The sequence below is a fragment of the Celerinatantimonas sediminis genome (genome assembly GCF_046054195.1).
GTDB lineage: Bacteria > Pseudomonadota > Gammaproteobacteria > Enterobacterales > Celerinatantimonadaceae > Celerinatantimonas.
In genome coordinates this window covers 391399-417364 of the sequence record NZ_JBEQCS010000002.1, presented here as the reverse complement: position 1 = coordinate 417364, position 25966 = coordinate 391399, and the positions used below count along the sequence as shown (strand labels likewise).

Here is a 25966-nt window from a genome sequence, read left to right as displayed (position 1 = left end):
AGTTTTGACCCTTTATTTTTTCGTTCTTTAAAAATATAGCAAAAACATATAGTTGCATTTTCCACTTTTAAACAAGGTAAAAAGGGATTTTTATTAGTAACTTCCTGCAATTGTTCAGCTTTATATGATATTTTTATTGTTCACTGCCGCACAGGCAGCTTAGAAACTCCGAAGCATTTATATTAGAATTGTTCGGGTGTTCACTGCCGCACAGGCAGCTTAGAAAGCCGAGTTCGACTGACACTGGCTCTTTTTTCTGTTCACTGCCGCACAGGCAGCTTAGAAAGTTCATTTCCAGAATTTCTGCCAACCCTGTATGTTCACTGCCGCACAGGCAGCTTAGAAATCTGGTTTTATACTGCGACAATTCAATGGCTTGTTCACTGCCGCACAGGCAGCTTATTTTTTTATGATTCATACTTTTTGTGGGAAAAATCAAAGGGTGATGCTTTTACTCACAAAAAAATCAAAAGTCAGCAAAAAAGAAACTAACTGATGTATCATCATCCTTCGTTAATTTTAAATACAGCGATTTGATGACGGATGGAGATGTGTGATGGATCATTATCTGGAGATAACATTATTACCCGATCCAGAGTCTTCAGCCTTGCAATTGATGAGTGCGCTATTTAGTAAATTGCATCGAGCACTGGTCGCTTCATCAACGGGAAATATTGGGGTCAGCTTTCCACATTTATCTGCGCAACACCCCGGGGATATGCTGCGTATTCATGGTGAACGGTCTGCGCTACAGTGGCTTTGTTTACCCAGTATTCAACTGAATAGCCACTCGACCGGCCAGCGATTTCGGCTGTTTATTCGACAGACGCTATGTGAGGCGATGACTAATAACCCGACCTTTTCAAAATATGGCCTGAGCCAGACTTCCCGTGTCCCTTGGTTTTAATCAAAAAGGAATTGATGATGAGAAGGCAAAAGACAACTGACGAATTTGATGATTTGAAAAAAGCACTGGATGATTTACCAGATGATCAAAGCTGGCAGACATACCAGTGTACATTGGTTACCCCCATGTATGGTGGTGGCGTGAAGGCTGGCGAAGTTGATAAGGAAATGCCAATCCGCGCTAGCTCGATTCGAGGGCAACTTCGTTTTTGGTGGCGTATCGCCTGTGGCCCTTTTAATAGCCCCAAAGAGATGTTCGATAGAGAAACCGCGATTTGGGGTGGGATTGGGGATGAAGGCGCTAAAGCGAGCCAGGTAGAGATTAAGGTTCAAACTAAATCAGTAGTGGATAATGATCTCGTAAAATCAGATTCCTATACTGGCGGTATTAAATATATTTTTGGCTCTGCCAGCATTAATGGCCCTGTAGATTGGTTGAAGGATGGTTTTAAGTTTACCTTACAAGTTCGCTGCGGTGAGACTGTAAAAAAAGAAGTTAAAGAAGCCGTAAGCTGGTGGGCTTCTTTTGGAGGTATTGGAGGACGAACTCGCAGAGGGTTTGGTGCGATTAGTATTGAAAATGTAGAACTTATTACTGCCGAGCATAGTGTATTTAAACGTGTAGATACTAAGGCACTTCGCTTTGTATTGTCTAATGAAATACATAGGAGCGCTCAGGAATCTTGGAAATATTCTTCAGAAAGAATATTTGAATTTCGTCAAAAGGCTGGCTCGGGTCGAAATAATTCATCGGGAAAAGCCGGGCGAAGTTTTTGGCCGGAACCAGATGCACTTCGAAGGTTGACGGGAAAAGATGCAAATGGGGGCCATGTTCCAAGGCATAAGGCGGGTAATATATTTGCTCGTGCTGCATTTGGTTTGCCTATTACGTTGAAGCTGGTAGGGAATGGTGAACCAGTAAAAACAGATTTAAAACCTATTAATAGTAAGCGAATGGCTAGTCCTCTGATTTTGAGACCTTATGGGCACGATACCGAATGGAAAGCCGTGGCGCTGTTACTACCAAAATGGCAAGAAGCGTTAACAGAAGAGCTAGAACTCACTCCGAAGCCAGAAAAACAAAAAGCATCACTTCAAATTTGGCCAGTTGACAGAGTGGCCAGACAAAAAGCGGCTACAGCCATTCGCCCAATGGCATATGGGGATAAGCTTCGCGCCGATGATCCAGAAAATGGGCCAGATCCTCTTTCCGCTTTTCTTGACTATTTTGAAAAAGGACATTAACCATGGACTATTTAGTGGCCATTAGCATTGGTCCGGTACAAAGCTTTATCGAAGCAGGGCGGCGCAGCCAAGATCTATGGTGTGGGTCGTGGTTGTTATCAGAAGTTTCTCGGGCAGTGGCACTGAAATTACATCAAGCGCAAAATGGTTGTCTGGTTTTTCCAAGCCCAGATGAAGAGTTAAAACCTCAAGATCCTGATTCTTCGGATCCTAAGATAGTTATCGAAGCCAATATCGCCAATGTGATTCGAGTAGTGATTCAAGCCGACAATGCTGAGCAGGTACGTTGTATTGTTGACGATGCGAAACATGCGGCAGCTCAGCGTCTAGACGACCTTATTAATACCGTAAAAAGTAAGCTTTCAGAATTCGCCATTGATAATGAACGTTTTGAGCAGCAAAAGCACGATATTCTCGAAACCTACGCTGCCTGGGTAAAACTTGAGCCAAACAAGTACGGCGACGCCTCTAAACGTTTGGGTAAGCTGCTCGCAGCACGCAAGCAAACTAAAAATTTCTTGCCTATTCAAGATACGAAAAGTGGCTTTTTCAAATCTACATTGGATGGGGCAAATAATACTCTGACTGATAAGGTGAAGCAGCAGGGGCTAAGGCATCAACTACGCTTGAGTGAGCGTGAAGAGCTGGATATTTTAGGCCTGATTAAGCGCAAAGCGGGGCACTTTGAGCAATTTACGCCGTTTTCACGCGTAGTTGCAGAACCTTGGTTAGCCACTTTAAGTGATCAGCAAATCGGCTCCCTTAAACAATGTTATCAACCTTGTATTAAGGCGGGCGTGGCAACGCGAGTTGTTGGCAATAACGACTGTTATATAAATTTCTCTTATGATGGCGAATATCTCTTTTCTAGTCGTATTGAACAGGAGAAAGATTTAGATCAAGAGGTTAGACAAAATCTTCTCAACTGCTTGTCTAATATTGGTAAAGAGTCAGGTTCCCCAGTGCCTTACGGGGTATTACTTAAAGCCGATGGCGACCGTATGGGGGAGCTACTTTCAAAGGCTGATAGTAAAGAGCATTCCATCCAAATATCCAAGGCGTTACATCAATTTGCAACTGAAGTGCGAACAGTCATAAGAGATCATGGTGGTCATGCAATTTATACCGGAGGCGATGATATTTTAGCCTTTGTCCCACTGAACTCATCTTTAGTTTGTGCTCAAGAGCTGGCGAAGATGTTTGACGAAAAGATGACTGCTGTGATTTCTAAGCTAGATCTCAAAGTCGTGTCTCCTCCAACGTTATCGGTTGGGCTGGCGATTGGCCATTTTGTCCAACCGATGCGGCAGCTTCGTCACCGAGCAATTCAAGCTGAAAAATTAGCGAAAGGTGATGGATTAGTGAAGCCCAGAAATGCATTAGCAATCGTATTGGGGATCCGTTCCGGTTTTGAAGTGTCTTGGCGTTGTTGTTGGGATGATGCCAATACTATGGCTGCTTTGAATAATTTTGTGGCTGGATTCAGAAACGGTTTATTGCCGACGCGCATTATGCAGGATGTATTGACTATGGCGCAGCGCCTTAGTTGGACAAATGATAAAGAAAAAGTGGATGAAAATGTCGGAGCGGGCATTCGCCTCAGTGAACTTGAGCGCATGCTTGCGCGTGCCTCATTTGCTCATCAATACTCTGAAGAAAATCTTAACAGTATTGATGTGAACGACAAAGAGGGCCGCACATATATACAACAAGTCGAATCGCTCAAACAACAATTACATGAGCAAGCACAGTCTCAGCCGCTGGATGAACTGGCAAATATGCTGCGTATTGCGCGTTGGTTATCGGCGACAACCACTGCGGATTTGGGGGAAGGAGATACCTTATGAATTATTTTTTATTGAGTCCTCGCGATCCCCTGATTATCCGCTCTAGTCGGCCATTCGAAGCAATCTCTGATGCTGATGCTGCAAAATTTCCACCCCCATCAACGATTGCCGGGGCCTTGCGTAATGTCTATGCCCGAAGCCAAGGAATGAACTTCGATAATAAGGCGCATATCAAGCAACTTTTTGAATGTTCAGTGACTGGACCTTTAGCGGTAAAAATTCCGAAAGATACATCCGTTAACGAGTTAAGCGAAGCGAATATTTTGGTACCTAAACCAACAGATGCGCAATATTTTCGCTTTGAGGGTGAAACCATTATTGTTGGAATGCAGCCTTTAGAGCTTGGCGAAGAGGATGGCTGCGATCTACCCAAGGGATTGTTGCCTCTCTTTTTATCACAAAACATCAACGGTAAGCCCGTGAAAGGTCCCCGCTGGTGGGCATTGAAAGATTTGCTTGCTTGGCGAACCGGTAACGTTCCTTCATTTAAAGATGTCGTGAAAAATGGCTGGACACCAACCGAACCGGATGTTCGCACACATATTGAACGGGATAATAAAACGCTTAATTCTGTAGAGGGACAGATTTTTCAAACAGCGGGGCTGACTATGTGGCAACAGCCAGATTGTGCAGCTAGTTTCCCGAATGAGAAGGTTTCCATTCTTGCGGGCATTGATGGTGATGTGACGTTAAAAGCGATGAACTTAGGTGGGGAGCGCCGGTTAGCTGAGATCCAACCATGCGAACTGTGGCCAACGTGTCCTTCAGATCATGGCCAAGATATGATCAAAGCTGGTGGATTAACACTGACATTTTTAACTCCAACCATATTTGCACAAGGGTGGCGGCCTAAATGGATAAACGAAGATTCTTTGATTGGAACGCCTCCTGGTTGTCAGACCTTGCAGTTGAAACTTAAGGCCGCCGCACTAGAACGTTGGACACCTCAATCTGGGTGGGATTTGGCAATTAATAAACCACGGGCAACTGAACTGATGATCCCTGCAGGTGCTACTTACTGGTTTGAAATTGTTCCTGGTACAGCAACAAAACAAGAATTAGCACGTTTGTGGATGGCGCATCTGTGTGATGGTACTCAACACAACTCAAATGGCTTTGGACTCGCATTACCTATGGCATATTCATGGCATGAAACACAGGATTAAGTAAGGAACTCGTAATGTCTTTTCATACATATCATCTCATCAGTCAAACGATTTTGCACTGTGGTTCCGGGCAATCAGTCGGGATTGTCGATCAACCTATTATTCGTGAACGAGCAACCAATTTACCGATTGTTCCTGGAGCAACTATTCGTGGTGTATTACGGGCTCATTTATCTACAGATGATTCAGCATCAGAATTGACGCGATCATTGTTTGGTCAGGTGGATGGCACTGATAATTTTGCTGGTGCGCTGTCAGTAACCGATGCGCACCTTTTAGTACTGCCAGTTCGCAGCGTGTATGGCATTGTCGCTTATGCGACCTGCCCATTTATTTTGCGCCGGTATAAAAAGGAAATGGTGTTAAAACTATCCATATCAAAATTAGGGCAAGCGATTTGCTCGAGTGATAGCCAAATTCTTGTTAATAAGAAGGTGGTTCTCGAAGAGTTAGATATTGATGCGCAGTCAGATGAGTCGGCGCAAGAATGGGCAGAACAGCTATCACAAGTTATTTATGCCAGTGACACTGAAGCTCAGCAGGATTTTAAAAAGCATTTTGTTATTTTACCTGATGATGTCTTTTCTTATTTAGCCGAAACGGCAACGGAAGTACGCACGCGTATTCGAATGGATCAAGAGACTGGTGTGGTAGCCGAGGGGGCCCTCTGGACAGAAGAAAGCCTACCAGCAGAAAGCGTCTTGTGGGGAAGCTATAGCTTTAATGAGCATACAAAAGGATATTCAGCCGAATATACAGCTCAGTTCCAAAAACATGCTCATTTAGCGCTATTGCAAATGGGTGGTAATGCTGGTGTTGGTAATGGTTTAGTGCAATTGCTTACTCAGGGAGACTAAGGTATGACCCCAAGAAACCAGGTGATAGCGCAAACAGCTTATCCGTTGATAGTGGCTCTCAAAGCGGATGAAAGTTCTAAAGAAGGAAAAGCTCTTAATAAAAATTATGCCACCCTTGCCCACAAACTGCCTGCGATGATTTTGCAAAATGGTTTACCGCAAGCTACTGGCTTTTTACTTGCTAAATCGTCCTCAGAGCATGCACATCAAATATTGCTAGAGCATTTGATCACAGTATTTAGAAACATTGATGATGACTTTAAAAATATTCAAAAAATAGAAGATTTCCATCAAAAAATAATTGATTCTAATCTTACTCAGGTTATGCGTTATACCCGTGAATCGCTTGAGATTGCTGGCTGGCTACGCCGTTATGTGCAAGGTGTTTTGAAGCTTGATGCTACAGGTGAAAATGAGGGTGAAACTAACGTAAAAGAAGGAGCTAAGTTATGACTCCTTTGCGTCGACAAGTGATTACTGATTTACTCCGTGAACAAGGTAGTGATTCTATTAATCCCAGTTTATGGCTACAGAAAGGATTACCAGAACCACCTACAGGGAATAGTACGGCAAAAACTGACCATCTTACGGCCATTTCTAAATACACGGCTTCGCCGCTTTACTTGAGTGCTTTTAACCGCTGGTTCGACTTAACTACGGATTCGGCTCGCTTTTCTCAAACCGTGATGACTCTGGAACAGCGTTTGTTGATTAGCTTAACAGGTAATGGTGCGTTAGAAACCGGCTGTAGTTTAAGTCGTAACTACGGCATGCCATATATCCCGGGTTCCAGTGTTAAAGGTGTAGTGCGTGCTTGGGCCGAGCAAAATTTAACAGCGGATTATCCGCAAGAGATAGCTGAGCTATTTGGTACTCGCGATAGCGATGAGTTAAATAGGGTTTCTGGGCTGGTCATCTTTCATGATGCGTGGTGGATTCCTTTTGGGAAAGGGAATACTGAGTCAAAGCCGTTTGTATTGGATGTAGTGACCACACATCACCAAGCTTATTACAACGGTGGGCAGGCCGAACCATCGGATAAAGACAGCCCCATCCCCAATCATCAACTGGCTGTGCAGGGAAGTTTTCTGTTTGTTATTGAAGGCAAGCCAGAACATATCGCTTTATGTCAAACCATGTTGAACTGTGCATTAGCTGATAATGGAATTGGGGCGAAGACATCGGCAGGGTATGGATACTTTAAAGGGTCTTTGGAGTTGCTTCCTATATTGAAAAAATTATCTTATGAACGAATGATGACCCCAGAAGAAAAAAAAGAATATGAAATAAGGCAACTCTCTGAGGAGCAAATAATGCTGATGTTTAGTAAGGAGCTAAATAAAACAAAAAAACGTGATGATTTTGATGAGTTAGTAGAAAAAGTGAAAGTTGTTCACCATAAAATTATTGAATCATGGAAAAATGAGACCAAAAACAGTTCTAAAAATCGCTATAAAGCCTATCAGTTTTTAAAAGGTAAAAATGAGTAAATTATTGAAAATAATGAAAAAGTTCTTTGAAAGAACTTGGCCAGCATTAATCTTTTTTTTCCTGTTACCAATAGGGGGACTGTCGTTGGCTAAAGGGGATTACATCCATTTATATGTTCATGTGAATAGTGAATTCTGGAACACAGTCATAATTTCTATATCTACGAGCTTATTTTCATCGGGTCTTATTTACTTATTTATAGATAATAGATTGAAAGAACTTATAGCAACGGATGATCAGATAACCATCATTCTTAAATCACCTAAAGATACAATAGACTGTCCTCCAATGAGTAGGAAAGACTTTACTCGGTCGGAAGTTATGGGATATATCGGTATGACAGTAGGCCAAGGAAATTTTGATATGAATCCTGATAGATTCAAAGAAATTGCTGAACAAATACGGGTGATTCAACAGAGTAAAGGTGATCAAAAATTAGTGCTCCAATGCACCGAGGATGAAATGACAAAATTTACCGCTAGCTGCTGAAAGAACGACAATAATGAACAATGGGAATAAGGATACTATGAATTACTACCAAGATATTACCTTGTTGCCAGATCCTGAGATGTCTCTCGGATTGGTGTGGGAGAAAGTCTATCAGCAGATCCATATTATGCTGGTGGAACATAAGGTCGGCGATAATGCTTCTTTGGTTGGACTATCTTTTCCCGCGTATGGTAATAAAGCGTTTCCCTTGGGAAATCAATTGCGCTTATTGGCTGAAACTGAAGAACTACTGACAAATATTAATGCCCCACAGTGGTTACAGCGTTTAAGTGACTACGTCCATATAAAATCAATTAAAGCTGTGCCAGGTGATGTGAGTGAATATGCCTGTTTTTCTCGACTCAATATAAAATCGCAACAACGGCGGATCAAACAGCTTGATCAACGAGTTACTTTGTTGTCACAAAGACACTCTGTGGATGAGAGTGATATGCGCGCTCAGCTTTTATCGTCTATTGAGAAAAGCTCAACTGAATGCAAGTTACCGTATATTAATGTTCAGAGTTTATCGACTTCTTCTGATAGAGCTCCACATCATAAATTCATGCTGTTTATTCAATGTGAAAAATCTAGTATCGAAATCGGAAATAGCGGTACCTTTACTTGCTATGGATTGAGCTCAACTTCAGAAAGTTCTAGAACATTTGTGCCGTGGTTTTAACCTTTATTTTTTGCTCTTTAAAAAAATATATGTAAAACAATAAGTTACAAATTGGTGGTTTTAATAAGGTAAAAAAGCTCTTTTTTTGCTAACACCCTGCTGTAGCTTGTTTTTTCGTGATAATTTTATTGTTCACTGCCGCACAGGCAGCTTAGAAATGTTGGATTTCTTCTGGCGTGGCCTCCCTGTAGTTCACTGCCGCACAGGCAGCTTAGAAATGAGCGCCCTCTTTAGACTTCCAATGCCGAGGGTTCACTGCCGCACAGGCAGCTTAGAAAAGTGCGTAGCACAGAGCCAGCGCATCGGTACAGTTCACTGCCGCACAGGCAGCTTAGAAATCTGCAAGTTGAAGATTCAGATAATAATCATCGTTCACTGCCGCACAGGCAGCTTAGAAAATCGACCGGATGCCACCGCCGTATAACTCACCGTTCACTGCCGCACAGGCAGCTTAGAAATGTGCTTTTTGGGCCGATTTGAAAGCAGCTTCGTTCACTGCCGCACAGGCAGCTTAGAAATAGCAATACGGTCATAGCATTGGGTCCCGTTTGTTCACTGCCGCACAGGCAGCTTAGAAAACGACACAGTATGCCTTTTTTCATCATGTATTGTTCACTGCCGCACAGGCAGCTTAGAAAAGAACCTTAATCGCTGACTCGTCAAGCGCAAAGTTCACTGCCGCATAGGCAGCTTAGAAATTAACAACCATTAGATCACATTTTTTATTTTCGTTCACTGCCGCACAGGCAGCTTAGAAAATATAGACCAAGCACTCTAAAAACAGTCTCGAGTTCACTGCCGCATAGGCAGCTTAGTGATATAAAAGGCGTTGGTTAGCTGTTGATGTTATGGCGTTGTTTTTCGGAGCGATCATACTCCCGCATGTAACTGCCATAATGTCTAAACAGCATTTCTGGTGAGGCGTGGCCCATTTGTTCGGCTAGCCACCAGAGATTTGCTCCAGATGAGATATGACGACAGGCGAAGGTGTGTCGGCAATTGTATGGTCGGCGGTAGCGAACGCCTGCTTTTTTGAGTGTGGGTTGCCATGCCTTTTTGCGCACTGAGTCACTGGTTTGCCAGTGCGTCTTTAGTCGCGGGTCATGGAAGATATAGCCACTATGTAAAAAGGTGTGTTCTTTTTGCTGGTGGAGGGCATGCATTGCTTCACTGTCTAACTCGATCATTCGTCTGCCTGCTCGAGTTTTTGTTGATTTGGTGATGCCAGAAACAAGCGCCTCAACTACAGACACTTTGTGATTGATCCAGTCTACATCATCCCATTTTAATGCGATAAGTTCGGAAGTCCTTAACCCACTGTGCAGCCAAAATCGAAACAGATTTTGCCATTGGGGATGGCTCTCTGCAGCTTTGATAATTGCTTTTTCTTCTGCAGGTGTGAATGGATCCACATCTTTGTTTTGCCCCCGAGTTGATAGTTTGTTCTCTTTGAGAATATATCGACCAGGATTTACACCGACACATGGATTAATTTTGATGATGCCATCTGTGATGCCTTCATCCAATGATGAACGTAAAACAGATAGAATGTTGCGCATTGTTTTGAGGCTACATGATGCTTGTGTGATAAATCGTTTAATCAGAGCAGGTGTTACTTCACTGATGTAAACATCATGCAGTGGCTTGAGTGCTGTGATGCACTTGCGATAACCAATCAGCGTTGATGGTGATAAGCCTCTGAGCTGACAACTTTCCATATAGACTTCGAGATAACAGCTGACGGTTGTCTCTGTTTTTACTTTCTCTCCCAACAAAATAGCAGAGCGGAAGCCGCTGCCAATGCCCGAACTAAAACGGTGAAGGCTGGGAGTGATGCCTTAGATATTACGATGGCTTGCCAGAATGATGTGATGTCAACTGGTATGACCATGCATATTACAGTTGATCACGGTACACCAAATTAAAACGAGACATATATAAATTGAATTTAAGTTGAAGCTAGAAGGTAGGCGAAAATTTACGTGATGCAAACGTATCATTTGGGCGTCAAAAAGATGGGTATTTGAAGTGGTTTGAAATCAATCTACCATCGAAACCTATTTATTTTTATATTGGTGGTAGTTTTCTAGTTGGCGGAGAGGGAGGGATTCGAACCCTCGGTGAGATTACTCCCACAACGGTTTTCGAGACCGTCCCATTCGGCCACTCTGGCACCTCTCCGATATGGGCGGATATTTTACGCTGATTCGCTCTTTATACAACGACTTATCAGCGATTTTTAAACTGACTTTAAAGGCCTTAATCAGTAAAAAAGCGGGCTATGAGCCCGCTATGAAAGAGATGGAGATTGATGAGCTTAATACTTAGAACGGTGCATCAATATCAACAACGTCAATTAGTTTATGATTGACGAATTCTTTAAGGCCTAAATCAAGTAGTTCACGGCCATATCCGGAGCGACGGACACCACCAAATGGCAAGTCTGCTTTGACCATGGTTGGGTGGTTTACAAATACCATGCCGGTTGAAATCTGTTTGGCAACTTCAAGTCCATGCGCTTCATTTTGCGTAAAGACGCTGCCACCTAAACCAAAGGGTGAATCGTTGGCGATGGCAATTGCTTGTGCTTCATCTTTAGCTTTGATGATCATCGAGACTGGGCCGAAAAATTCCCAGTAGTAAGCAGGATTATCACTTGTGACATTCGTCAAAATAGTGGGTTGCACAAACGCGCCATGTTGTGGAACTTCAGGGCCAATTTCGGTGGCTGTTGCGCCATGGCTAACAGCTTGACGGATTTGTTCTTTGACATCATCAGCCGCACCTTGCGATGACAGTGGTGCCAAAGTGGTCGCGCTATCCATTGGGTCGCCAGCTTTAAGTTCACTGACACCTTGTTGATACTGGCGTAAGAATTCATCGTAGACATCAGCAACAACGATCATTCGTTTTGAAGAAACACAAACTTGACCGCCATTCCAATGTCGGCCAAAGACTGCCCATTTCACTGTTTTCGCTAAATCTGCATCTTTTAAAACAACAAAAGCATCGGCACCACCTAATTCCATCGTCGATTTTTTAAGTGCTTTGGCTGCAGTTGCTGCAACTTGAGCCCCTGCTGCTTCAGAACCTGTTAATGCAACCCCTTGTACATATTTACTGTTAAGGATCATTTCAATTTGACTGCGGGTTGCGTATAGATTGGTAAAACAACCATCAGGAAGACCGGCATCACGCATGAGTTGTTCAAAGGCAGCTGCACATTGAGGAACGTTCGATGCGTGTTTTAAGATAACGACGTTCCCAGCTGAGAGCTGTGGAGCCAAAATACGAGCGATTTGATAAAATGGGAAGTTCCAAGGTTCAATGGCCAGAATGATCCCTAATGGATCATTTACAATCATCGCTTTGCCTTCAGATGGGTCAGCAACTTCAAGATTGCGTGGCGCTAAAAGACGCTCTGCATTGTGCACATAATATTCGATAATTTGGGCAGAAAGTTCAACTTCACCTTTCGCTTCGCTCAGTAATTTACCCATTTCTAGAGTGAGTAATTGTGCGTATTGATCGCAATTTTTGCGCAATAGGTCGGCTGCTTTTTGCAGAATTTCCCCGCGAGTGGCAAAGGGGGTTTCTTTCCAAGCTAAAAATGCACTATGGCCTGTTTCTAAAGCGTGTTGAACTTGTTCATCGGTTGCATCAGCAAAAGTTTTAACGACTTCTGCTGTATAAGGATTGGTTGTTGCGTAAGCCATGCTGTTCTCCTTCACTTCATGAATAAATGCGAGCGACTACTCGCCTGGGCTTAACGTGTTAAGAACTTATTGTTAACATTTTAATCAGTAATGCTCTTCAATTGCTCAGATAACCGATTTTCGGTGTTTTAATACAAGGCAAGGAAAATCAGCTTTGTGAGGCGATGAACACTCGATTGCACTGCAAAAGTTAATAACATGTTGGTTAATTGTTTATGAAAGTAGATTTTATTGAGAACAAAGTCTTTGATCTGGGTCGCGATATTTAAACATTTATTTAAATATTACTGAAAAAGTAGTAATGGTGGATTGAATTTATAAACCGCTGTTGTTTCAAGTAAAATTTCGCAGGTTTTGTTTATAACAATATGAAATTTATAGATAATATTTTTCTTTAGAGATGCTGGGTATTTTCCGACTGATTTTGCGAGAGACTTCTGTTGCTCTCTTGTTCAAGCAATAGTTTTTCGTGCACTTTAAAAAAAGGGCGATAAATTAACCAAGATAGAACGATTGCTAACAGGCTCATACAGGCATTATTTAAGCTGCCGTTAGCGGCCCATGCCGCTCCGATTGGCCCAGGAGTTGACCATGGAAGCATGGCAACAAAGCGGCTTAACCAGCCAATCTGAGTGAGATACCATGCAATGCATGCGTTGATCACAGGCACAAACAAAAAAGGAAGGAAAAATAGCGGGTTCATAATGATGGGAAATCCGAACAGAATGGGCTCATTAATATTAAATAAAGAGGGAATTACCCCAACTTTTCCAACTGAGCGAAGCTGACGAGAGCGACTGCGCAGGGCCATAAATACCAGCGGCAGTGTTGAACCAACTCCGCCAATGAGCAAATAATAATCCCAAAACGCTTGGAGAAAAATATGCGGCGGAACTTGCCCAGCGGCTAACGCTAATTGGTTGGTCGATAGATTTGTCATCCAAAATGGATTCATAATCCCTGTCACCAAAAGGGCTCCGTGAATGCCAATAAACCATAATAAACTACAAACCATCAACGAAATAATAATGGCCGGAAGCGAATCAGAGGCAATCACCAATGGCTGAAAAACTTGCTCAACCAGTTTTGGGAAAATAGCACCGGTATATTGAAAGATCAGTTCATTGAAGATGGTCAGTGAAACCATAATCAGCAACAGTGGGATGATCAGCGCAAAACCACGTTGGGTAATTTGTGGCACCTCTTCGGGAAGTTGGATAATCCAGCCTAAGCGTTGGCACAGACGAATCATTTCGACACTATAAAAGCTGGCAAATAGTGCGGTAAACATCCCGGTTGAGCCCAAGTATTGATAGGCTTGCGAGCTGTGGTTAAAAAGCCCAATTAGCAGTAAAAAAGCCATGCAGCTGGTGAGCCCACATAATCGTTGTGGCATCTGATATTGCTTGGCTAAGCTGGCTGAAGCACCGAATGCAATGGTTAGGCTAATCACTCCAAATGTTATTTGATATGGCGGAAGTAATAACGGACGGTAATTTTGGGAAAACTGATACCAAATTTGCATCCAACCATCTGTCGAGTTAGCGGTGACCGGGGGGTATAAAAAAGGAATAAATAGGCTGCCCACAATAATAAAAGGCATCGATAACTGAAAGCTATCTCGCATTGCGGTGATGTGGTTGCTCTGCGATAGCACTTTGGCAATCGGTGCAATATATTCTTCAACCGCATTGGCAAACAATCGTAGCCAGGCTTCATTGATCACGTCTAATTCACCATTGAGAAGTTTGTCATTTTACCCGGCCCATAGTAACGGTTGTGGAGCCGATATGCTGTGACCTAAGTGATTTATTCGTCAACCATCACATTTATATTTACTCATTAATTGGATCTCGTGATCCGATACACATAACCAAGGAAAATTAATGGAAACCGGTTTCCAAATGTTTCCTTAAGTTCTATTTTGATTGTGAGATTCTAATTCGGGAGAAGGTTATGTATCAGATTATGTTGTGCTGCTCGGCTGGTATGTCGACCAGCTTATTGGTCAATAAAATGCGCCAAGCTGCTCAAGAACAAGAGATTGATGCGCAAATTGATGCGTTTAGCGTAAGTGAGTTTGATGAACAGGTGGGTCAATATCAGGTGGTTTTGTTAGGTCCGCAGGTGAAATATCTCAATGATGATTTAACCCAAAGAGCGCAACCTTATGATGTTCCGGTTGCTGTTATCGGTATGAGTGATTACGGCATGCAAAACGGGGAACATGTGCTCGCTCAGGCCCTTGAACTAATCGAAACCGTCGCTTGATTGCAAGGAGACAGCCATGAGCAATCTACTTGAAAAAATGTCAACAACGATTGAGCAAAAGCTCACGCCTGTTGCCGGAAGAATTGGCCAACAAAAATATATTACCTCGATTCGTGACGGCTTTATTGCCGCTTTGCCGTTCATGATTGTTGGTTCTTTTATGCTGGTGTTTATTTTTCCGCCATTTTCCAAAGATACAACCTGGGGCTTTGCCAGAGCTTGGCTCGATTTTTCGGCGGCGCATCGGGAGATGTTGATGTTGCCTTATCACCTGAGTATGGGGGTGATGACGCTATTTATATCGGTGGGGGTGGCATCAAGTTTAGCTCGCCACTATAAGTTGGACCCGATAACCACAGGTCTATTATCGCTGATGTCATTTTTACTGGTGGCAGCACCGTTTAAAGATGGGCAGATTTCAACGCAATACTTTGCTGGCGAAGGCATTTTTACGGCACTGATTGTGGCGATATACGCAACCGAGGTTTACGGCTTTTTAAAACGCCATAATGTAACGATTCGTCTGCCAGAACAAGTTCCTGCCGGAGTTGCCCGCTCATTTGAAATTTTAATCCCAGTGCTGGCGATTATTTTTACCTTATATCCGCTGAATTTACTGTTACAGCATTTTACCGGAATGATTTTGCCTGAAGCGATTATGTCTGCGTTAAAACCCTTGGTTTCAGCATCGGATAGTTTGCCTGCAATACTCTTGTCGGTCTTTATCTGTCAGATTTTATGGTTCTGTGGGGTGCACGGGGCATTAATTGTGACAGGTATTATGAACCCATTCTGGATGGCTAATTTGTCTGCAAACCAGGTTGCGTTGGCGGCAGGCCAAGCAATTCCGCATATCTATACCCAAGGATTTTGGGACCATTACCTGCTTATTGGAGGCGTTGGTTCAACATTGCCACTTGCCTTTTTATTGATACGAAGTAAAGAAGCGCACTTGCGCACTATCGGTAAGCTGGGGGTTATTCCGGGGCTATTTAACATTAACGAGCCTATTTTGTTTGGTGCGCCAGTGATAATGAACCCTATCTTCTTCCTACCTTTTATCTTTATTCCAATGATTAATGCGGTGATCGCATACACCGTTACTGCTTTAGGTTTCCTCCCTCGAGTGGTTTCTCTAACCGCTTGGACGACTCCTGGGCCAATCGGTGCCTCATGGGCTGCAAACTGGGCTATTTCGCCAATATTTATGTGTTTGTTCTGTATGTGTTCAGCTGCGTTGATGTACTGGCCATTTTTAAAAGCATACGAAAAACAGCTACTCAAACAAGAACAGCAAAAAATGGCTGAGAAAAAAGCACAGCAAAAAGATGATGCTCACCACGGTCATGGTACTCACCCAGCAGCGGTTTAATAAAAGGAGTCATTATGAGTTTCTATAAGTTTCCGAATGATTTTTGGTGGGGAAGTGCATCTTCTGCTGCGCAAAGTGAAGGTGCCAGTTTAGCCGAAGGCAAAGCCCCGACGATTTGGGATCATTGGTTTGAGCAACAACCGTGGCGCTTTTTCGATGGAGTAGGGCCTGCAGATACATCGACTTTTTATCAGAACTATAAAAGCGATATCCAGTTAATGAAACAACTTGGCCATAATAGTTTTCGAACCTCGATTTCGTGGGCAAGGTTGATTCCTGATGGCGTGGGCGCTGTTAACCCAAAAGCGGTTGAGTTCTACACCAATATGATTCAGGAGCTAAAAAATGCTGGCATCGAACCATTTATCTGCCTGTTTCACTTTGATATGCCATTAGTGATGCAAGAAAAAGGAGGATGGGAAAACCGAGAAGTCGTTGATGCATATGTTGAATATACCAAAACTTGCTTTGATCTATTTGGTAAGGATGTTCGCTACTGGTTTACGTTTAATGAGCCGATTGTCCCTGTTGAGCAGGGCTATTTGTATGATGCCCATTACCCAAATGTGGTTGATTTTAAACGCGCTGTTCAGGTGGCCTATCATACGATGCTGGCTCATGCTAAAGCCGTCAGTGCATACCATCATAGTCATGAGCATGGGCAGATTGGCATTGTGTTAAATCTAACGCCATCGTATCCGCGTTCATCGCACCCAAGTGATGAAAAAGCCGCGCGAATGGCCGATCTTTTGTTTAATCGAAGCTTTTTAGACCCCGCTGTTCTTGGTCAATATCCACAAGAGTTAGTACAGCTCATGGCTGATTATAATGTTGCTCCGAAAACAGAGCCTGGTGATAGTGAATTACTTCGCTTGGGCAAGGTCGATATGCTTGGCGTGAATTATTATCAGCCGCGGCGAGTGAAAGCCCGTCTTAATGCGATTAACCCCGATGGCCCAATGCTGCCTGAATGGTTTTTTGAACCTTATGAGATGCCAGTGCGTAAGATGAATCGTTATCGAGGTTGGGAAATATACGAAAAAGGGGTTTACGACATTCTTCTTAATCTTAAAGAAAACTACGGCAATATTCCCTGTTACATTTCTGAAAATGGAATGGGGGTCGAAGATGAACAGCGGTTTATCGTCAACGGACAAGTACAAGACGATTATCGAATTGAGTTTATTCGTAACCATCTGATCTGGGTTAATAAAGCGATGACGGAGGGGGCAAACTGTCGGGGCTATCATCTGTGGACCTTTATTGACTGCTGGTCATGGGCAAATGCGTATAAAAATCGCTACGGTTTTGTGGCGTTAGATTTAAAAACCCAACAGCGCACGATTAAAAAAAGTGGCAATTGGATTGCGCAAGTCGCTAGAGACAATGGCTTTGACAGTGGAGATAACTAATGGATTTAGAACAGGTTGTAATGGGCATTATTGTCAACGCAGGCCAAGCTCGCAGTTTGTATTATGAAGGGCTTAAATGCGCTAAAAGTGGCGATTTTGGTAAGGCTCAAGAATGCGTCAAACAGGCTCAATCATTTATTAGCGAGGCGCACAAAGTTCAAACTCAGCTGATTGGTGATGATCAGGGCGAGGGCAAAGTTCCGATGACACTGATTATGGTGCATGCTCAGGATCATATCATGACGGCGATGCTCGCTGGTGAGTTGATCGTTGAATTAATTGCACTGTATAAAAAGATGGATGAGCGCTAAAAGTGAAAAGTTAGAGGGTGATTACGGTATTGGCTAACCATGGTCAAAAGAACTTATGCTATGATGACTGAACCATAGAAGGAGTAAATCGACGATGGCTACAATTACCGATGTTTCTCGTTTGGCGAAAGTATCCAAAGCGACCGTCTCGCGGGTTTTAACCGGTAGTCGAGGCGTTCGTGAGGAAAGTCGTGAGGCGGTTCTAAAAGCAGTAGAATCACTCAATTATCGGCCAAATATTTTTGCTCAAAGCCTGGCTCGAGAACATTCTAATCAGGTTGCGGTGCTAGTTCGTGATGCTGATGCGAGTCAGTTATCCGCTTATTTACCTCAGTTTACTCGGGCCATTCAAGCCATGGGCTTGGAGTTAGTGCTTGGTTTTGCCAGTCAGTCGGATGAACTCTCACAGCAATTAGACCGTTTTAGTCAGCTCAATCCAGTCGCAACGATTGTGTTAGGGGCGTGTCCGCAGCAGATGCTCGGGCCGCGAACGATAGTCATTGGTATTGGTGAGCAAGCGATTCGTTATGATTATACTTTCGCCTGTGAAAGCGCACTGCGTTATTTACTCAGTCAAGGTCATCGCCAAGTGGCTATTTGGTTAGATGATGATGAAGCTCAAATCAGTGACGAGCTATTAACGGGGTATCGCCAAGCGCTGCAAAATCAGTCATTGCCGTTTAACCGAGAACTCGTCATTCATGGTCAACATGGTAGTGAACATTCTTTGTTAGAGCTGTTAAACCGTTATTTGCCGTTTAGCGCGCTGCTGGTGCGTCGTGATGGCGATGCTGCTGTTGCGATTCGGCTACTACGGGAATTTAACATAGCGGTACCTGGCGAAGTGTCACTCATGAGTTTGGAAGACTCTCCTTTAGCTGTGCAACTATCCCCTCCTTTAACGTGTATTCATTATCCTCTTGCAGAGTTATTCGATGCGGCTTTGGATAAACTTGCTCAAATTCTGCACAAACAAACGCACCACGAAAACGCGTTGTTACGTGGTCGGCTCGTGATTCGACAGTCTGTGAGCAAATTTAGCTAATACATCTTCGCGATGAACTGGGAAGTTGGTTTTTCGCGAAAAATTCAACAAGTCTATTAAATTGATCCGTAGCGCTTTGGGTTAGCTTTACCTGACATAAATGTCGTTGATAACTCCAATCTGAGAATATTTCTCGCCATTCTTGCCATTGCACAGAGGCTTTCGTGCTGTCTATGGCTCTAAGATATTCAAAGCTAAACGTGTGGTTTGCCAAGAAAGGTGCGCTCTCTAGAGCGCTGAGTACATTTTTGGCATTGCTTTGCCAGAAATGAATGACATAACTGCACCCTAAATAATCCTCAACAGTGAGCGCAGTTGTGTGAACAGCTGGTTGTTGGAACGTTAGATAAAACGACTCAAAGTGCTCAATCTCTTCCTGTAGGGCGTTCAAATGCCATTTAATCAGTGCAAATGAAGGGATCTCAAGGGATTTTTCGACCGCTTGATAGCGGCTACTCCAGAACTTTGAAAGATGATAGATATTCAAAATCATGTGTTCGTATTGACAGGCACAGATGCGCTCAGGGCTTAAATTTTTTAGGAACGGCAAGCAGTTGAGTTGCTGGTCAAGAAACCAAACTTGCTGGTAGAGCTGTCGTTCATCTGGTGTGGTTTGCGAAGCACTGTCCATATCAATAATTGTTTTCTGCTTTAAATTCCCAATAAATAAACATAACGTTATGATTTTTATTTATTTTTTAGTTTAAATGTCGATTTTACCAATTCTCTATGGCTATTTTTTAGTGACATTATTTTTTATTTTCTTGCAATTTCGCTAATGATAGTTCCATTAATTTGAGTGCATCCATTCACTTATTTTATAGGATTGTTCTTTTTAAAGTGTAGTTTGTCATTAGTGGCTTAGCAGTGGTTGAGTTGAGCGAATCATCAAAATATTGACTGAGCTTACACTTTTATCAGTATCTGATTTTTCGACGAGAGTAGAACCCAGTGTTCATTCCTTTTCACTAATACTATTAGGTGGGGGTAATCCCATTTCGATATCTTTTAGGTTTAAAGAAGATTGCGTTTAAATAAGAATTATTTATTTATAACTATATGAAAAATATGGATTATTCTATTTGTGAGAGATTGGCTTGTATGTGTATAATACATTGTTACTATTATGTTGCGTAAATGATTAAATTTTTATTAGATAGCTTATGACTCAGCTATTATTAAGTTTAATAACTATCCATATTTTTAATTTAACCATTGTTTAAATATTATTGTTAATAATGGTTGGTTTATTTTAATTAAATTTAAATAAACTAATTGAGTTTTAATTTATAAGTTGAAATTTTCAACTTATATAGGTATCGGTTAATCATTTTTAGATAATAATATATATATTAATAAATCATTTAATATATATGTTAAAAAACCATAAATTTGTTTAAAAATTGTTCGTCTGTAATGCTATATATTCATTTTAACTAATATTACAATGGGGAATATCTCACAAATCAATTAGTTGAATTCTTTATAAGCCTAGTGATTACCACTGATTTCTCATAGTCCTAACGAATCAGAACAGACCTTTAAAAAAGCCATAAAAAATAATGAGTTCTTTATTAGTTTCAGTGCTAGCATACTTAGCTATCTGCTTAGCTATTGGTTAACTTGGTGTAATATTTATATAATTCAATATTGACATTGTTATCTTTTAGTGGATTAATTGTCAGCCACAACTATTAGTGATATTGATGTTGAAAAGAACATAATATTTATGTCAGTATCTATTTTATAAAATTTATAGGCAGTGTTTTTTAGCTGAAGTGGTTTTTATATTTGTATTAAATATGTTGAAGAGGATTCATTATCTGCTTCAAATTTACTAATACTTTTATGCCATTTTGCTTGGAATCCAATCATAAAGTTAGTCCTGATAACTATAAAACATAACATGTGGCTGGGATTCATTAGTCTGTTGATATATCGGAGAAATTATGTCTAAAGAAGGAAGTGTGGCTCCCAAGGAGCGCATTAATATCAAGTATGTTCCCGCTGTTGGTGATGCTCAGGCGGAAATCGAATTGCCATTTAAGACTCTTGTCGTAGGAGATTTTAAAGGGCATGCCGAAGAGACACCGATTGAAGATCGTAAAGCTGTATCAATTGACAAAAATAACTTTGAAGCAGTAATGCGTGATAGTGAACTGGAATTAACAACATCCGTTCCCAATCGACTGACTGATGAACCAGACCAAGATATGGCTGTTTCGTTGTCATTTAAATCTCTCGCTGATTTTTCCCCCGATTCTATTGCCAATCAAGTTCCAGAACTTAAAAAATTGATTGAGTTACGTGAAGCTCTTGTGGCTCTTAAAGGCCCACTTGGCAATATCCCTGAGTTTCGTAAGCAGTTGCAGTCGTTACTTGAATCTAAAGAATCGCGCGAAAAATTACTAGCCGAGTTAGAGCTGGTTTCAAGCGAAGAGAACTCAGATAACTAGTCAGTCAATTTTTTAAAATTCTAGGGACGTAAGGGACAATTATGTCAACTCAAGAACAGGCTGCAGTTGAGCAGTCGCAAAGTAGTGTTGGACTACTTGATGAGGTTATGGCTCAAACTCGGATGACTCCGAGTGATGATGGGTATGATGTTGCCAAAAAGGGTGTCGCAGCATTTATCAGCCAGCTTCTAGAAAGTGATCAAAGTGCGGAGCCAGTTAATAAAGCATTAGTTGATAAGATGCTGGTTGAACTGGATAAAAAAATCGGTTCACAGATGGATGAAATTCTTCATGATGACAAAGTTCAACAGATTGAATCATCATGGCGTGGTCTGAAGTTACTGGTTGACCGCACTGATTTTCGTGAAAACAACAAAATCGAAGTCTTGCATGCAACCAAAGAAGAGTTGCTTGATGATTTTGAATTTGCACCAGAAACAGTTCAATCTGGGTTTTATAAACACGTCTATTCTTCAGGTTATGGTCAATTTGGTGGTGAGCCAATTGGTGCATTGATAGGGAACTACTCTTTTTCTCCATCAACTCCTGACATGAAACTATTGCAATATGTCGGTGCTGTTGGCGCAATGGCACATGCTCCGTTTGTTTCAAGTGTTGGGCCTGAGTTTTTTGGTATTGATTCATTCCAAGAACTACCAAATATCAAAGATCTGAAATCTACTTTTGAAAGTCCTAAATATACTAAATGGCGGTCGCTTAGAGAGTCTGAAGATGCCCGTTATTTAGGCTTAACTGCTCCACGATTTTTACTGCGTACACCTTATGACCCAATCGAAAATCCGGCTCGCAGCTTTAATTATCAAGAAAACGTAAGTGCATCTCATGAGCACTATTTGTGGGGGAATACCGCTTTTGCACTGGCTACGCGAATGACTGATAGTTTCGCGAAATATCGCTGGTGTCCAAACATTATCGGCCCGCAAAGCGGCGGTGCAGTGGAAGATTTACCTGTTCATCTGTTCGAATCAATGGGTGAATTGCAGGCTAAAATTCCAACCGAAGTGTTAATTACTGACCGTAAAGAATTTGAACTCGCTGAAGAAGGCTTCATTGCTCTGACCATGCGCAAAGGCAGTGATAATGCCGCTTTCTTCTCTGCTAATTCCGTTCAGAAACCAAAAATCTTCCCGAATACCAAAGAAGGTAAAGAAGCTGAAACCAACTATAAACTGGGAACTCAGCTGCCTTATATGATGATCATCAACCGCTTGGCGCACTACATTAAAGTACTCCAACGCGAACAGATCGGTGCTTGGAAAGAACGTCAGGATCTTGAACGTGAACTCAATACTTGGCTTAAACAATATATTGCCGATCAAGAAAATCCACCCGCAGATGTACGTAGCCGTCGTCCATTACGTGCAGCCAAAATTGAAGTGATGGATGTTGAAGGCGATCCAGGTTGGTATCAAGTTTCGCTGGCTGTGCGGCCGCACTTTAAATATATGGGTGCAAACTTTGAGCTTTCATTAGTTGGCCGATTAGATCAGGCGTAATTCATGGGTTATGTAGCGCTTGAAGAGAGCGCTTATGGGGTCAGTTTCTTTGAACGATTAGAAGCTGACTCTGTGAGTCGCTCTATTACTCAGGGACCCAGCGTTCAAGATGTGCTCGAATCAATTAAACACAATGTAGCGAATATATTGAACACCCGTATGGGTGAGTCACTTAGTGCGCCTGAACTTGGTTTAATTGACTTTAATGATGCGATGCTAGAAAGCTCCGACTTATCAATGCATTTACGCTTGGCGATTCGCCGGGCCTTGGAGCATTACGAGCCGCGTCTTTGCAACTTGGATGTGCAGGTTCACTCCGACCCAGACCGGCCAATTGATCTTCGTTTTCATGTGACAGCCAACGTGAATCGTGGTGCTTTGCATCATAGTGTGCAGATCGAATTAGTCCTCGAAAATAGCCGAAAATATAAGGTTTTATAGTGTCTCAAGACAAATATTTCCGGGAGGAACTAGCCTTCTTAAAAGAGCAGGGCAGTGTTTTTACTGAACTGCATCCGCAACTGACGAAATTTCTCAATGGTCGCAATACGGACCCAGATGTTGAGAGATTGCTAGAAGGTTTTGCTTTTCTTACGGGTAAATTGCGTGAGAAGGTCGATGACGAATTTCCAGAGCTTACCCATTCGGTAATCAATATGCTCTGGCCGAACTATTTGCGCCCAGTACCGAGCCTCACTATTTGCCGTTTTAGTCCAAATGAAAAGGCGATTAGTGCCAAACAGCATATTGATGAAGGTGTACAGATTGATTCACTTGCTGTACTCAATACGGTTTGTCACTTTTCAACTTGTCGAGGGGTGGATATTTATCCGCTCGAGCGCACCGATGTCAGTGTTCATCATACTCGGGACGCCTCACAAATTGATGTAAATCTGGCTATTCTCGGTGAACAAAGCACCTTTGATATGCATCTGGATGACCTGCGATTTTATCTTGGCGGTGATAATTACAGTGCTCAAATGCTGTATCTGTGGCTGAATCATTACTTGGAAAGGATTGAGGTCGTTCAAGGTGAACAGGTTTACCACATTCCAGCTAATGCGTTAGGTGCCGTTGGTTTTGGCAGTGATGAAGGGATTCTGCCCTATCCAAAAAATGTTTATGAAGGATATCGTGTTCTTCAGGAATATTTGACCTTTCCTCAGGCTTTTCTATTTTGTGACGTTAAAGATATCAGCAGCCATATCGGTGTTCCTCTTTCTGGTGAATTTGTCTTACGTTTTTGTTTTAGTAAAACGATTCCAACCGATGTTCGAGTTCGCAAAGAGAGCTTTGAACTGTATTGCACACCTGCGATTAATCTTTTCCCGCACGATGCTGATCCAATTGATCTTAATGGCAAAAAAGCGGAATACCGAGTTGTTCCTTCGAGCCGTTATCCAGCTCATTATGAAGTGTTTAGTATCGATCATGTTGAAGGATGGTCTGGCACCAGTACTGGTCGAGTGCGTGGTCAAGAACGCGTGTATACGCCATTTGAGAGTTTTCAGCACGAAATTGAGCGTAGTGAACATCGCCATGCTTTGTATTATCGCCAACGGGTCAAAGAAAGTATTCGTAATGATGGATTCGATTATTACTTATCGTTTGTTCGAGGTGATGAAATTGAATGCATGGATTTAAGCGAGGCTATCTCGCTGCAGCTGACCTGTACCAATCGCCAATTGCCGTTAGAGCTTGGAATTGGCGATCTGTGTGTTCAAACCGATTCATCACCATCATTTGCAAGTTTTTCCAATATAACTGAACCGACTCAGCCACTGCGGCCTGTTTTAGATGGCAGTTTGTTGTGGACTCTTATCTCGAATTTGTCTTTGAACTACCTGTCGCTGCTATCAAAAGATGCATTGTGTTCAATCTTGCGAGCATATGACTTTCGCGCATTGGTTGATCGTCAGGCTGAACGTATCGCGCAACAACGATTATCTGGGATTGAGTCAATTGAATCTAAACCTATTGAAAAAGTGCTTCGTGGGTTGCCGATTCGGGGGCTTCGCTCACAAATTGTTCTTAAGCAGGAAGCTTTCGGTAGCGAAGGCGAGCTTTATCTATTTGGCACAATTTTAAGCCAGTTCTTCTCTCTTTACGCCAGTATCAACTCGTTTCACGAGCTGATTGTGGTTAACGCTAATAATCGAGAAAGGTATTCATGGGGCGCTCAAACCGGTCAACAGCCGCTGATTTAAAGGTTGAAAATTCAACCCCTGAATTGGTCAAGGATGTTGAGTCATACAATTTTTTTCAACTGGTTGAATTGTTACACCAGCTTTTTGGAGACGATCCGGAAGCATTTAGCGATGCTCAGATAAGCTCCAAACTGTTATTTAGTTCTAATCCCAGTTTGGGGTTTGCTGCCAGTGATGTTAAGCAGCTCGTTGAGCTTGATGATGAGCATTATCAATTGCAGATCTCCTTTTTAGGATTGTCTGGGGCGCAGTCACCTTTGCCTGGTTTTTTTCTCGAACAGATTGCAACAGAGGATGAACAAGGGGTCCGTAAAGATTTTTTAGATTTCTTTAGCCATCGCTTGATCACCTTGGTGTATCAAATTTGGCGTAAATACCGCTATTACATTCGTTTTCGTGAAGAGGCATCCGATGCGTTTTCGGCACAGTTGTTTGCTCTGGTTGGGCTAGCCGATGAGGATCTGAGAAAAGAGACTCAGATCAACTGGTGCAAAATGCTCTCTTATGCGGGCACGTTAGCGGGGCGTAGTCGCTCACCGCAGGTCGTATCAGGGATTGTTGCGCACTATTTCGACTTACAACAAGTTGACATTAAACAGTGGCAAGTTCGCCAAGTTGCTATTGCTCGCGAGCAAAAATTTCGCTTAGGGCAAGCCAATATGTGCTTGGGGGATGACACTGTGATCGGTGATTCCATCACCGATTGCATGGGAAAATTCGTGATTTGCTTTAAAAAATTAACCTTTGAGCGATTTCAGGACTTTTTACCAACAGGCAAAGACTACGCGACGTTTTGTAAGTTAATGGAGTTTATTTTGCGCGAGCAAATGGCCTTTGATTTGGAACTTGAGTTGGATTGGGGCCAAGCACCTTTGTTGCAGCTTAGTCAAGAAAACTGCTCTTCGCTGGGTTGGTATTCATTTATGGGCGTCAGTCAAGCGAAGCGCCAAGTTTGTATTCACATACGCTAGTGAGT

Annotated in this window: 24 protein-coding genes, 1 tRNA gene and 2 CRISPR repeat arrays; of the genes, 20 read left to right on the top strand and 5 right to left on the bottom strand. The window is 42.4% G+C overall.

Features of this window, described 5'->3' with window-relative positions:
* Window positions 1-137: 137 nt before the first annotated feature.
* Window positions 138-406: a CRISPR direct-repeat array (repeat unit 29 nt; unit sequence TGTTCACTGCCGCACAGGCAGCTTAGAAA).
* Window positions 407-556: 150 nt separating this feature from the next.
* From cas6f (ABTQ23_RS04475) to cas6f (ABTQ23_RS04435), 9 genes are read left to right on the top strand one after another with little or no spacing between them, the layout of a single operon-like run.
* The gene (gene cas6f, locus ABTQ23_RS04475) at window positions 557-907 is read left to right on the top strand and encodes a type I-F CRISPR-associated endoribonuclease Cas6/Csy4 (protein WP_408614430.1); all 351 of its coding nucleotides are present in this window, start codon (window positions 557-559) and stop codon (window positions 905-907) included.
* Between the two features lie 14 nt (window positions 908-921).
* Window positions 922-2151 (top strand): type III-B CRISPR module RAMP protein Cmr1, encoded by a 1230-nt coding sequence (gene cmr1, locus ABTQ23_RS04470; protein ID WP_408614429.1) that lies wholly within the window; start codon window positions 922-924, stop codon window positions 2149-2151.
* A 2-nt stretch (window positions 2152-2153) separates the two neighbouring features.
* On the top strand, window positions 2154-3998 hold the full coding sequence (gene cas10 / locus ABTQ23_RS04465) for a type III-B CRISPR-associated protein Cas10/Cmr2 (protein WP_408614428.1): 1845 nt from the start codon (window positions 2154-2156) through the stop codon (window positions 3996-3998).
* A complete protein-coding gene (locus ABTQ23_RS04460) occupies window positions 3995-5164 on the top strand; it encodes a type III-B CRISPR module-associated Cmr3 family protein (protein ID WP_408614427.1) in 1170 nt (389 codons plus the stop codon). Before cas10 ends, ABTQ23_RS04460 begins: the two co-directional genes overlap by 4 nt.
* 14 nt (window positions 5165-5178) lie before the next feature.
* Window positions 5179-6021, top strand: coding sequence for a type III-B CRISPR module RAMP protein Cmr4 (gene cmr4, locus ABTQ23_RS04455; RefSeq protein WP_408614426.1), 843 nt, complete (start codon window positions 5179-5181; stop codon window positions 6019-6021).
* Window positions 6022-6024: 3 nt separating this feature from the next.
* Entirely contained in the window at window positions 6025-6474 is a 450-nt protein-coding gene (gene cmr5 / locus ABTQ23_RS04450; protein WP_408614425.1) for a type III-B CRISPR module-associated protein Cmr5, read from the top strand.
* Complete coding sequence (gene cmr6 / locus ABTQ23_RS04445; RefSeq protein WP_408614424.1) at window positions 6471-7511, top strand: type III-B CRISPR module RAMP protein Cmr6; 1041 nt, start codon at window positions 6471-6473, stop codon at window positions 7509-7511. Before cmr5 ends, cmr6 begins: the two co-directional genes overlap by 4 nt.
* The gene (locus ABTQ23_RS04440) at window positions 7504-8001 is read left to right on the top strand and encodes a hypothetical protein (protein WP_408614423.1); all 498 of its coding nucleotides are present in this window, start codon (window positions 7504-7506) and stop codon (window positions 7999-8001) included. Before cmr6 ends, ABTQ23_RS04440 begins: the two co-directional genes overlap by 8 nt.
* Before the next feature lie 37 nt (window positions 8002-8038).
* A complete protein-coding gene (gene cas6f / locus ABTQ23_RS04435; protein ID WP_408614422.1) occupies window positions 8039-8683 on the top strand; it encodes a type I-F CRISPR-associated endoribonuclease Cas6/Csy4 in 645 nt (214 codons plus the stop codon).
* A 130-nt stretch (window positions 8684-8813) separates the two neighbouring features.
* A CRISPR array of direct repeats spans window positions 8814-9501; the repeat unit is 28 nt; unit sequence GTTCACTGCCGCACAGGCAGCTTAGAAA.
* 15 nt (window positions 9502-9516) lie between these two features.
* Here cas6f (ABTQ23_RS04435) and ABTQ23_RS04430 read toward each other — a convergent pair.
* A complete protein-coding gene (locus tag ABTQ23_RS04430) occupies window positions 9517-10455 on the bottom strand; it encodes a site-specific integrase (protein WP_408614421.1) in 939 nt (312 codons plus the stop codon).
* A 319-nt stretch (window positions 10456-10774) separates the two neighbouring features.
* A tRNA-Ser gene (locus ABTQ23_RS04425) sits at window positions 10775-10864 on the bottom strand.
* A 3-nt stretch (window positions 10865-10867) separates the two neighbouring features.
* On the opposite strand from ABTQ23_RS04425, the gene ABTQ23_RS04420 reads away from it, so the two are divergent.
* Entirely contained in the window at window positions 10868-11011 is a 144-nt protein-coding gene (locus tag ABTQ23_RS04420) for a hypothetical protein (protein WP_408614420.1), read from the top strand.
* On the opposite strand, the gene ABTQ23_RS04415 is transcribed toward ABTQ23_RS04420, so the two are convergent.
* Window positions 11008-12399 carry an NAD-dependent succinate-semialdehyde dehydrogenase gene (locus ABTQ23_RS04415; protein WP_408614419.1) on the bottom strand — a complete coding sequence of 464 codons (1392 nt, stop codon included), beginning with the start codon at window positions 12397-12399 and terminating at the stop codon, window positions 11008-11010. The two genes, ABTQ23_RS04420 and ABTQ23_RS04415, sit on opposite strands and share 4 nt — an antisense overlap.
* Window positions 12400-12793: 394 nt before the next feature.
* The gene (locus tag ABTQ23_RS04410; protein ID WP_408614507.1) at window positions 12794-14122 is read right to left on the bottom strand and encodes a PTS sugar transporter subunit IIC; all 1329 of its coding nucleotides are present in this window, start codon (window positions 14120-14122) and stop codon (window positions 12794-12796) included.
* 233 nt (window positions 14123-14355) lie between these two features.
* Between ABTQ23_RS04410 and ABTQ23_RS04405 the strand changes: the two genes are divergently transcribed.
* The 5 genes from ABTQ23_RS04405 to ABTQ23_RS04385 all read left to right on the top strand — a co-directional run bounded on the left by ABTQ23_RS04405 (window position 14356) and on the right by ABTQ23_RS04385 (window position 18810).
* The gene (locus ABTQ23_RS04405; protein ID WP_408614418.1) at window positions 14356-14670 is read left to right on the top strand and encodes a PTS sugar transporter subunit IIB; all 315 of its coding nucleotides are present in this window, start codon (window positions 14356-14358) and stop codon (window positions 14668-14670) included.
* A 16-nt stretch (window positions 14671-14686) separates the two neighbouring features.
* Window positions 14687-16042 carry a PTS sugar transporter subunit IIC gene (locus ABTQ23_RS04400; RefSeq protein ID WP_408614417.1) on the top strand — a complete coding sequence of 452 codons (1356 nt, stop codon included), beginning with the start codon at window positions 14687-14689 and terminating at the stop codon, window positions 16040-16042.
* Window positions 16043-16056: 14 nt separating this feature from the next.
* A complete protein-coding gene (locus ABTQ23_RS04395; protein ID WP_408614416.1) occupies window positions 16057-17454 on the top strand; it encodes a glycoside hydrolase family 1 protein in 1398 nt (465 codons plus the stop codon).
* On the top strand, window positions 17454-17765 hold the full coding sequence (locus ABTQ23_RS04390) for a PTS lactose/cellobiose transporter subunit IIA (RefSeq protein ID WP_408614415.1): 312 nt from the start codon (window positions 17454-17456) through the stop codon (window positions 17763-17765). Before ABTQ23_RS04395 ends, ABTQ23_RS04390 begins: the two co-directional genes overlap by 1 nt.
* Before the next feature lie 94 nt (window positions 17766-17859).
* Window positions 17860-18810: a LacI family DNA-binding transcriptional regulator gene (locus ABTQ23_RS04385; protein WP_408614414.1), complete on the top strand. Its 951-nt coding sequence runs from the start codon at window positions 17860-17862 to the stop codon at window positions 18808-18810.
* On the opposite strand, the gene ABTQ23_RS04380 is transcribed toward ABTQ23_RS04385, so the two are convergent.
* Complete coding sequence (locus ABTQ23_RS04380) at window positions 18803-19441, bottom strand: hypothetical protein (RefSeq protein WP_408614413.1); 639 nt, start codon at window positions 19439-19441, stop codon at window positions 18803-18805. The genes ABTQ23_RS04385 and ABTQ23_RS04380 overlap by 8 nt on opposite strands.
* 1318 nt (window positions 19442-20759) lie before the next feature.
* On the opposite strand from ABTQ23_RS04380, the gene tssB reads away from it, so the two are divergent.
* The 5 genes from tssB to tssG are packed head-to-tail and all read left to right on the top strand — an operon-like array spanning window position 20760 to window position 25961.
* On the top strand, window positions 20760-21266 hold the full coding sequence (gene tssB, locus ABTQ23_RS04375) for a type VI secretion system contractile sheath small subunit (RefSeq protein ID WP_408614412.1): 507 nt from the start codon (window positions 20760-20762) through the stop codon (window positions 21264-21266).
* 41 nt (window positions 21267-21307) lie between these two features.
* Window positions 21308-22783 carry a type VI secretion system contractile sheath large subunit gene (tssC, locus tag ABTQ23_RS04370; protein WP_408614411.1) on the top strand — a complete coding sequence of 492 codons (1476 nt, stop codon included), beginning with the start codon at window positions 21308-21310 and terminating at the stop codon, window positions 22781-22783.
* Between the two features lie 3 nt (window positions 22784-22786).
* Window positions 22787-23224, top strand: coding sequence for a type VI secretion system baseplate subunit TssE (gene tssE / locus ABTQ23_RS04365; protein ID WP_408614410.1), 438 nt, complete (start codon window positions 22787-22789; stop codon window positions 23222-23224).
* Window positions 23224-24990 (top strand): type VI secretion system baseplate subunit TssF, encoded by a 1767-nt coding sequence (tssF, locus tag ABTQ23_RS04360; RefSeq protein WP_408614409.1) that lies wholly within the window; start codon window positions 23224-23226, stop codon window positions 24988-24990. Before tssE ends, tssF begins: the two co-directional genes overlap by 1 nt.
* Window positions 24954-25961: a type VI secretion system baseplate subunit TssG gene (gene tssG, locus ABTQ23_RS04355; RefSeq protein ID WP_408614408.1), complete on the top strand. Its 1008-nt coding sequence runs from the start codon at window positions 24954-24956 to the stop codon at window positions 25959-25961. The genes tssF and tssG overlap by 37 nt, the downstream gene beginning before the upstream one ends.
* Window positions 25962-25966: the final 5 nt, after the last annotated feature.

What these genes read in the sequence shown, in the direction of transcription:
- cas6f (WP_408614430.1), top strand. Translation starts at nt 557, where the DNA reads ATGGATCATTATCTGGAGATAACATTATTACCCGATCCAGAGTCTTCA.
- cmr1 (WP_408614429.1), top strand. Translation starts at nt 922, where the DNA reads ATGATGAGAAGGCAAAAGACAACTGACGAATTTGATGATTTGAAAAAA.
- cas10 (WP_408614428.1), top strand. Translation starts at nt 2,154, where the DNA reads ATGGACTATTTAGTGGCCATTAGCATTGGTCCGGTACAAAGCTTTATC.
- ABTQ23_RS04460 (WP_408614427.1), top strand. Translation starts at nt 3,995, where the DNA reads ATGAATTATTTTTTATTGAGTCCTCGCGATCCCCTGATTATCCGCTCT.
- cmr4 (WP_408614426.1), top strand. Translation starts at nt 5,179, where the DNA reads ATGTCTTTTCATACATATCATCTCATCAGTCAAACGATTTTGCACTGT.
- cmr5 (WP_408614425.1), top strand. Translation starts at nt 6,025, where the DNA reads ATGACCCCAAGAAACCAGGTGATAGCGCAAACAGCTTATCCGTTGATA.
- cmr6 (WP_408614424.1), top strand. Translation starts at nt 6,471, where the DNA reads ATGACTCCTTTGCGTCGACAAGTGATTACTGATTTACTCCGTGAACAA.
- ABTQ23_RS04440 (WP_408614423.1), top strand. Translation starts at nt 7,504, where the DNA reads ATGAGTAAATTATTGAAAATAATGAAAAAGTTCTTTGAAAGAACTTGG.
- cas6f (WP_408614422.1), top strand. Translation starts at nt 8,039, where the DNA reads ATGAATTACTACCAAGATATTACCTTGTTGCCAGATCCTGAGATGTCT.
- ABTQ23_RS04420 (WP_408614420.1), top strand. Translation starts at nt 10,868, where the DNA reads ATGGGCGGATATTTTACGCTGATTCGCTCTTTATACAACGACTTATCA.
- ABTQ23_RS04415 (WP_408614419.1), bottom strand. Translation starts at nt 12,399, where the DNA reads ATGGCTTACGCAACAACCAATCCTTATACAGCAGAAGTCGTTAAAACT.
- ABTQ23_RS04405 (WP_408614418.1), top strand. Translation starts at nt 14,356, where the DNA reads ATGTATCAGATTATGTTGTGCTGCTCGGCTGGTATGTCGACCAGCTTA.
- ABTQ23_RS04400 (WP_408614417.1), top strand. Translation starts at nt 14,687, where the DNA reads ATGAGCAATCTACTTGAAAAAATGTCAACAACGATTGAGCAAAAGCTC.
- ABTQ23_RS04395 (WP_408614416.1), top strand. Translation starts at nt 16,057, where the DNA reads ATGAGTTTCTATAAGTTTCCGAATGATTTTTGGTGGGGAAGTGCATCT.
- ABTQ23_RS04390 (WP_408614415.1), top strand. Translation starts at nt 17,454, where the DNA reads ATGGATTTAGAACAGGTTGTAATGGGCATTATTGTCAACGCAGGCCAA.
- ABTQ23_RS04385 (WP_408614414.1), top strand. Translation starts at nt 17,860, where the DNA reads ATGGCTACAATTACCGATGTTTCTCGTTTGGCGAAAGTATCCAAAGCG.
- ABTQ23_RS04380 (WP_408614413.1), bottom strand. Translation starts at nt 19,441, where the DNA reads ATGGACAGTGCTTCGCAAACCACACCAGATGAACGACAGCTCTACCAG.
- tssB (WP_408614412.1), top strand. Translation starts at nt 20,760, where the DNA reads ATGTCTAAAGAAGGAAGTGTGGCTCCCAAGGAGCGCATTAATATCAAG.
- tssC (WP_408614411.1), top strand. Translation starts at nt 21,308, where the DNA reads ATGTCAACTCAAGAACAGGCTGCAGTTGAGCAGTCGCAAAGTAGTGTT.
- tssE (WP_408614410.1), top strand. Translation starts at nt 22,787, where the DNA reads ATGGGTTATGTAGCGCTTGAAGAGAGCGCTTATGGGGTCAGTTTCTTT.
- tssG (WP_408614408.1), top strand. Translation starts at nt 24,954, where the DNA reads ATGGGGCGCTCAAACCGGTCAACAGCCGCTGATTTAAAGGTTGAAAAT.